Origin of the sequence: Streptomyces sp. NTH33 (genome assembly GCF_003236365.1) — a bacterium.
In the GTDB taxonomy this organism is placed as follows: Bacteria; Actinomycetota; Actinomycetes; order Streptomycetales; family Streptomycetaceae; genus Streptomyces.
In genome coordinates, this window is sequence record NZ_POTZ01000431.1 from 1 (window position 1) to 5,854 (window position 5,854).

The 5,854-nt window shown below is 72.1% G+C and carries 9 protein-coding genes; 8 read left to right on the forward strand and 1 reads right to left on the reverse strand.

Going from position 1 to position 5,854, the window contains the following annotated elements:
- The first annotated feature begins 25 nt into the window (after positions 1-25).
- From C1I97_RS29610 to amaP, 8 genes are all read left to right on the forward strand, one after another.
- Positions 26-1,624 carry an ABC-F family ATP-binding cassette domain-containing protein gene (locus C1I97_RS29610; RefSeq protein ID WP_111006184.1) on the forward strand — a complete coding sequence of 533 codons (1,599 nt, stop codon included), beginning with the start codon at positions 26-28 and terminating at the stop codon, positions 1,622-1,624.
- Positions 1,625-1,959: 335 nt separating this feature from the next.
- Complete coding sequence (locus C1I97_RS29615; RefSeq protein ID WP_229885776.1) at positions 1,960-2,181, forward strand: helix-turn-helix domain-containing protein; 222 nt, start codon at positions 1,960-1,962, stop codon at positions 2,179-2,181.
- Positions 2,182-2,312: 131 nt separating this feature from the next.
- Positions 2,313-3,128 carry an enoyl-CoA hydratase/isomerase family protein gene (locus C1I97_RS29620; protein WP_111006185.1) on the forward strand — a complete coding sequence of 272 codons (816 nt, stop codon included), beginning with the start codon at positions 2,313-2,315 and terminating at the stop codon, positions 3,126-3,128.
- An 80-nt stretch (positions 3,129-3,208) separates the two neighbouring features.
- Positions 3,209-3,700, forward strand: a complete 492-nt coding sequence (locus tag C1I97_RS29625) for an Asp23/Gls24 family envelope stress response protein (RefSeq protein WP_111006186.1) — start codon at positions 3,209-3,211, stop codon at positions 3,698-3,700.
- A 61-nt stretch (positions 3,701-3,761) separates the two neighbouring features.
- Positions 3,762-3,947, forward strand: coding sequence for a hypothetical protein (locus tag C1I97_RS29630; protein WP_111006187.1), 186 nt, complete (start codon positions 3,762-3,764; stop codon positions 3,945-3,947).
- Between the two features lie 6 nt (positions 3,948-3,953).
- Entirely contained in the window at positions 3,954-4,292 is a 339-nt protein-coding gene (locus tag C1I97_RS29635; protein WP_111006188.1) for an Asp23/Gls24 family envelope stress response protein, read from the forward strand.
- A complete protein-coding gene (locus C1I97_RS29640) occupies positions 4,289-4,960 on the forward strand; it encodes a DUF6286 domain-containing protein (RefSeq protein ID WP_111006189.1) in 672 nt (223 codons plus the stop codon). The genes C1I97_RS29635 and C1I97_RS29640 overlap by 4 nt, the downstream gene beginning before the upstream one ends.
- 5 nt (positions 4,961-4,965) lie before the next feature.
- Positions 4,966-5,544, forward strand: a complete 579-nt coding sequence (amaP, locus tag C1I97_RS29645; RefSeq protein ID WP_441349168.1) for an alkaline shock response membrane anchor protein AmaP — start codon at positions 4,966-4,968, stop codon at positions 5,542-5,544.
- A 110-nt stretch (positions 5,545-5,654) separates the two neighbouring features.
- On the opposite strand, the gene C1I97_RS29650 is transcribed toward amaP, so the two are convergent.
- Positions 5,655-5,854 (reverse strand): SDR family oxidoreductase (locus C1I97_RS29650; RefSeq protein ID WP_146608330.1); only part of this gene is annotated, 200 nt, incomplete at its 5' end.

The following is a 5,854-nucleotide window of genomic DNA, read 5'->3' on the forward strand; positions in this document are numbered from 1 at the left end:
CCCCCACCCGCCCTGGAGTCTGTCCGTGATCTCCGCTTCCGGCATCGAGCTGCGCGCCGGTGCCCGCGTCCTCATCGAGTCCGCCACCTTCCGCGTCGCCAAGGGCGACCGCATCGGCCTGGTCGGCCGCAACGGCGCCGGCAAGACCACCCTCACCAAGGTCCTGGCCGGCGAGGGCATCCCCGCCGCCGGCACCGTCACCCGCTCCGGTGAGGTCGGCTACCTCCCGCAGGACCCGCGCACCGGCGACCTCGACGTGCTCGCCCGCGACCGCATCCTCTCCGCCCGCGGCCTGGACGTGCTGATCCGCAAGATGCGCGAGAACGAGCAGCGCATCGCCACCGGCAAGGGCACCACCCGCGAGAAGGCGCTCAGGCAGTACGAGCGCCAGGAGACCGAGTTCCTCACCAAGGGCGGTTACGCCGCCGAGGCCGAGGCCGCCACCATCGCCGCCGCGCTCAACCTGCCCGACCGGGTGCTCGGCCAGCCCCTGCACACCCTCTCAGGCGGTCAGCGCCGCCGTATCGAGCTGGCCCGCATCCTGTTCTCCGACGCGGACACCCTGCTGCTCGACGAGCCCACCAACCACCTCGACGCCGACTCGATCGTCTGGCTGCGCGACTACCTCAAGACCTGCCGCGCCGGCTTCATCGTGATCTCCCACGACGTCGACCTGGTCGAGACGGTCGTCAACAAGGTGTTCTACCTGGACGCCAACCGGACCCGGATCGACGTCTACAACATGGGCTGGAAGCTCTACCGGCAGCAGCGCGAGGCCGACGAGAAGCGCCGCAGGCGGGAGCGGGCCAACGCCGAGAAGAAGGCCGCCGCGCTCAACGCCCAGGCCGACAAGATGCGCGCCAAGGCCACCAAGACGGTCGCCGCGCAGAACATGGCCCGCCGCGCCGAGAGGCTGCTGTCCGGCCTGGAGGAGGTCCGCCGGCAGGACAAGGTGGCCAAGCTGCGCTTCCCCGAGCCCTCGCCCTGCGGCAAGACCCCGCTGATGGCCGAGGGCCTGTCGAAGTCGTACGGCTCGCTGGAGATCTTCACCGACGTCGACCTGGCCATCGACAAGGGCTCCCGCGTCGTCATCCTCGGCCTCAACGGCGCCGGCAAGACCACCCTGCTGCGCCTGCTCGCGGGTGTGGAGCAGCCGGACACCGGCGAGGTCGTCCCCGGCCACGGTCTCAAGCTCGGCTACTACGCGCAGGAGCACGAGACCCTGGACCCCGACCGCACGGTCCTGGAGAACATGCGTTCGGCCGCCCCCGACATGGACCTCGTCGAGGTCCGCAAGGTGCTGGGCTCCTTCCTGTTCTCCGGCGACGACGTCGACAAGCCGGCCGGTGTCCTCTCCGGCGGCGAGAAGACCCGTCTGGCGCTCGCCACCCTGGTCGTCTCCTCCGCGAACGTCCTGCTGCTCGACGAGCCCACCAACAACCTCGACCCCGCCAGCCGCGAGGAGATCCTCGGCGCGCTGCGCACCTACAAGGGCGCCGTCGTCCTCGTCACCCACGACGAGGGCGCCGTCGAGGCGCTGCAGCCGGAGCGGATCATCCTGCTGCCCGACGGTGTCGAGGACCTGTGGGGCGCCGGCTACGCGGACCTCGTCGCCCTCGCTTGACCGAACAGCTGATCAACGGCGTATGGATCATTCGGCCTAGCGGTGATCCGTCATCTGTGTGAGATCTCCTCATATCGAGGTGTGTCCTCCATCGATTTCACGGCCGAGCCCTTATGTGCCAAGGGCTCGGCCGTCGTGCGTCGCTGACCAGGCGTTTCGTGGAAGAACCCGTTCGGCGGCACGGACCCCACCGTGCGGAGTGACGGATTCCGCTTGTGGGGACGCGCTCCTGTCGTCACAAGCCTGTCTCACGGACCTTGCCGAATGGGTGGCCATCGGGGCCCGGAGGGGTGATCATGAGGGGACCAGAGCGCACTTCCCATGAGGAGGCACGGGTGGCCGAGACTCTGAAGAAGGGCAGCCGGGTGACCGGCGCCGCGCGCGACAAGCTCGCGGCAGACCTGAAGAAGAAGTACGACGCCGGTGCGAGCATTCGGGCGTTGGCCGAGGAAACCGGCCGCTCGTATGGCTTCGTCCACCGGATGCTCAGCGAGTCGGGCGTCACGCTCCGTGGGCGTGGCGGGGCGACACGGGGCAAAAAGACCCCATCGGCCTGACCGGTCGCGGGCGGCCCATCGGTTTTCGATGGCGACCACCCGGCCGGTCCACCGGTCGGCCGGGTGGTTACTGTGCAGTCACTTACGATGCCCGCAGGGCATCCGCTGACCGCACCCATCGGAGGCGCACCATGGCTTCGCCCGAGCACAACCTCGATCCGGTACTCGACCCGGTACTCGACAAGGACGGCGTACGGCTCACCGTCGACGACGCGGTCGCCACGGTGACGCTGACCAATCCGGCCAAGCGCAACGCGCAGAGCCCCGCCCTGTGGCGGGCGCTCACCGAGGCCGGGCGGCTGCTGCCGGGCTCCGTCCGCGTCGTGCTGCTGCGCGGAGAGGGCAAGTCCTTCTCCGCCGGACTCGACCGGCAGGCGTTCACGCCCGAGGGCTTCGACGGCGAACCGTCGTTCGTCGACCTCGCACGCGGCAGCGACGCCGAGCTGGACGCGACCATCGCCGAGTACCAGGAGGCGTTCACCTGGTGGCGGCGCAACGACATCCTGTCCGTCGCCGCCGTCCAGGGGCACGCCATCGGGGCCGGCTTCCAGCTGGCGCTGGCCTGTGATCTGCGCGTCGTCGCGGACGACGTGCAGTTCGCCATGCGCGAGACCAGCCTCGGGCTGGTCCCCGACCTCACCGGCACCCATCCGCTGGTGGGGCTGGTCGGTCGTGCCCGCGCGCTGGAGATCTGCGTCACCGGCCGGTACGTGGGTGCCGAGGAGGCCGTGCAGACCGGCCTGGCGAACCTCGCCGTGCCCCTCGACCAGCTCGACGCGACCGTACGGGACCTGACCTCCGCACTCCTGGCGGCGCCCCGTGACGCCGTCGTCGAGACCAAGGCCCTGCTGCGTGGTGCCCAGGAGCGGACGTACGAGCAGCAGCGCGCCGCCGAACGCGAGGCCCAGGGCCGACGCCTGCGGGACCTGGCCGGCGCAGGAGAGTGATCCCGGTCCCGCTTCGGGCGCGCGACCGCGCCGGTCCGCCTACCGTGGTCCGGGGACGACGACCGAAGGGACGTACGGCGATGACCACGGAACAGGACCGGACGAAGACCCCCGAGGCTGAACGGGAGATCCCGGAGACCTCCGCGACACGCAGGACACAGGCGACCCGGCGCGGTCTGGGAGACCCCGGTACCCGGGGCCGGACCACCATCGCCGACGGCGTCGTGGAGAAGATCGCCGGAATGGCCGCACGCGACGTGGTCGGCGTGAACGCCATGGGCAGCGGGATCTCCCGGACCTTCGGTGCGGTGCGGGACCGGGTCCCGGGCGGCACGAAGTCCGTGGCCCGGGGGGTGAAAGCCGAGGTCGGCGAGGTGCAGACCGCGCTCGACCTGGAGATCGTCGTCGACTACGGCGTGTCGATCATCGATGTGGCGCGGGCGGTCAGGGAGAACGTGGTCGACGCGGTGGAGCGGATGACCGGTCTCGAGGTCGTCGAGGTCAACATCGCCGTCAGCGATGTGAAGCTGCCGGAGGAAGAGGAGGAGGAACCGGAGCCGCGCATCCAGTGACACGCCGAGGACCGCGGCACCACCGAACCACAGGACCGGCCGAGCAGTTGAGGAGCGCGGGATGAACATGGCCGTGGTCGGCATGATCGCCGGCATGGCGCTGGGCTTCGCCGGTTACTTCGGCGGATTCGGTGCCTTCCTGCTGGTGGCGGCCCTGGGCGTCGTCGGCTTCGTCGTCGGCCGGTTCCTGGAGGGGGACCTGGAACCCGGCGACTTCTTCCGCCCCCGTGACCACCGCCGGCGGTGACCCGCGGTGAACCTCGAGCCCGGTGAGCGTGGCGCCACGGCGATCGCCGACCGCGTCGTCGCCAAGATCGCCGCACAGGCGGCCCGTGAGGCGCTCGGCCCGCTGCCGCCGGACGCCGCGCCCCCGCACGCCACGGTGGTCGTGCACCACGACGTGGCCCGCGTCCGGATCCTCCTCGACCTCGCCTACCCGCGCGACATCGCCGCGTGCTGCCGCGCGGTGCGTCGTCACGTCGCCGAGCGGGTAGGCGCGTTGGTGGAAATGCGGGTGCCGGAGGTGGCCGTCCGGGTGGAACGGCTGCACCTGACACCCGCGCACGGCGCGGCGCGGGGGAGGACGCGATGAGCGAGCCCCGGGGCTCGGAGAGCACCACGCAGCCCCTACCGGTCATCGAGAAGGACGACGGCCTCGGGCGGCCCGCGGCCCCCGACGCCCACGAACCCCCGCCCGTCCAGGACGGGGCGGACGGCCGCGGCGGCCGCTTCTGGTCGGCGCGCCGGGTGCCCGCCGGCATCGTCGCCCTGCTGCTCCTGGCCCTCACGGGCGCGTTCCTGTACGACATCGCGGCCGTACGCGCGCACCGAACCGCCCTGTCCTGGCGCCGCGAACTGGCCCGGCAACTGGCCGAGCGCCCCCTGGACGACACCTGGGTACGCGTCGGCGCGGTCGTCGCCGCTCTTCTCGGCCTGTGGCTGATCGTGCTGGCCGTCACCCCCGGGCTGCGCCGTCTGCTGCCCATGCGGCGCACCCACCCCGACGTACGGGCGGGGCTGCACCGGAACGCCGCCGCGCTCGTGCTGCGCGACCGGGCCATGGAGATCTCCGGAGTGCGGTCGGTCCGCGTACGGCTGCGCCGCCGCCGGGCCGACGTACGCGCGGTCTCGCACTTCCGGGAGCCGGCGGAGGTCCGCGCCGACCTGGACACCGTGCTCGCCGACGCCGTCGCCGGGCTCGGGCTGACCCGGCCGCCCGCCCTGTCGGTGCGCGTCACCCGGCCCGGACGGAAGGGGTGAGACCGGTGCTCGGGGTCGTCAACCGGGTGCTGACCGGGCTCGTCGGACTGGTCCTGCTCGTCGTCGGCGGTTCGGTGCTCGCCGTGGGCCTGGGCGTACGGCTGCCCTCCTGGTGGATCCACCGGGGCCGGCACGACGTACTGCTGAGCACCGCCGAGCGGACCCGGTGGCGCGAGACCGGCTGGTGGTGGCCCGCCGTCCTCGCCGGTCTGGCCGTCCTGTTCCTGCTGGCCCTGTGGTGGCTGATCGCCGTACTGCGCCGCCGCCGGCCGGCCGAGGTGCTGGTCGACACCGGCGACGGCGGGACGGCATGGCTGAGGGGGCGCGCCCTGGCGGACGTACTGGCGGCGGAAGCCGGGCAGCTGGACGGCGTATCCCGCGCCCACGTCCGCCTCACCGGCCGCCGCAACGCCCCGGCGGCCCACGTCCAGCTCCTTCTGGAACCGCACGTGGACCCGGGAACGACCCTGACCCGCCTCACGGCCGAGTCCCTGGCCCACGCCAGGGACTCGGCCAACCTCCGGTCACTTCCGGCAGAGGTGCGACTGGGCAGCGTCAAGCACCGCGCGGAACGGGTGAGCTGACCGAGTCAGGGGCGCGGGACTGCGTCGATGTGCGGCTCTGCCGTGTGGGCGCGAACAACCCCCACCGGCCCGCACCCGCAGAACAACAACGCGCCCCCACCGATCAGGCGCTAAAAACCGTGCCGGGCCCCGCCGTCGACCGGCAGCATCACACCCGTGAGGTAGGACGCCGCAGGCGACAGCAGGAACGCGGCCGCCCGGCCGAACTCGGCCGGCGTCCCGTACCGCCGCAACGGCACACGTGACTCACTCGCCGCCCGCGTGGCCTCCGGATCCGCGGACAGCGCGTCCAGCTCGCGCACGCGATCCG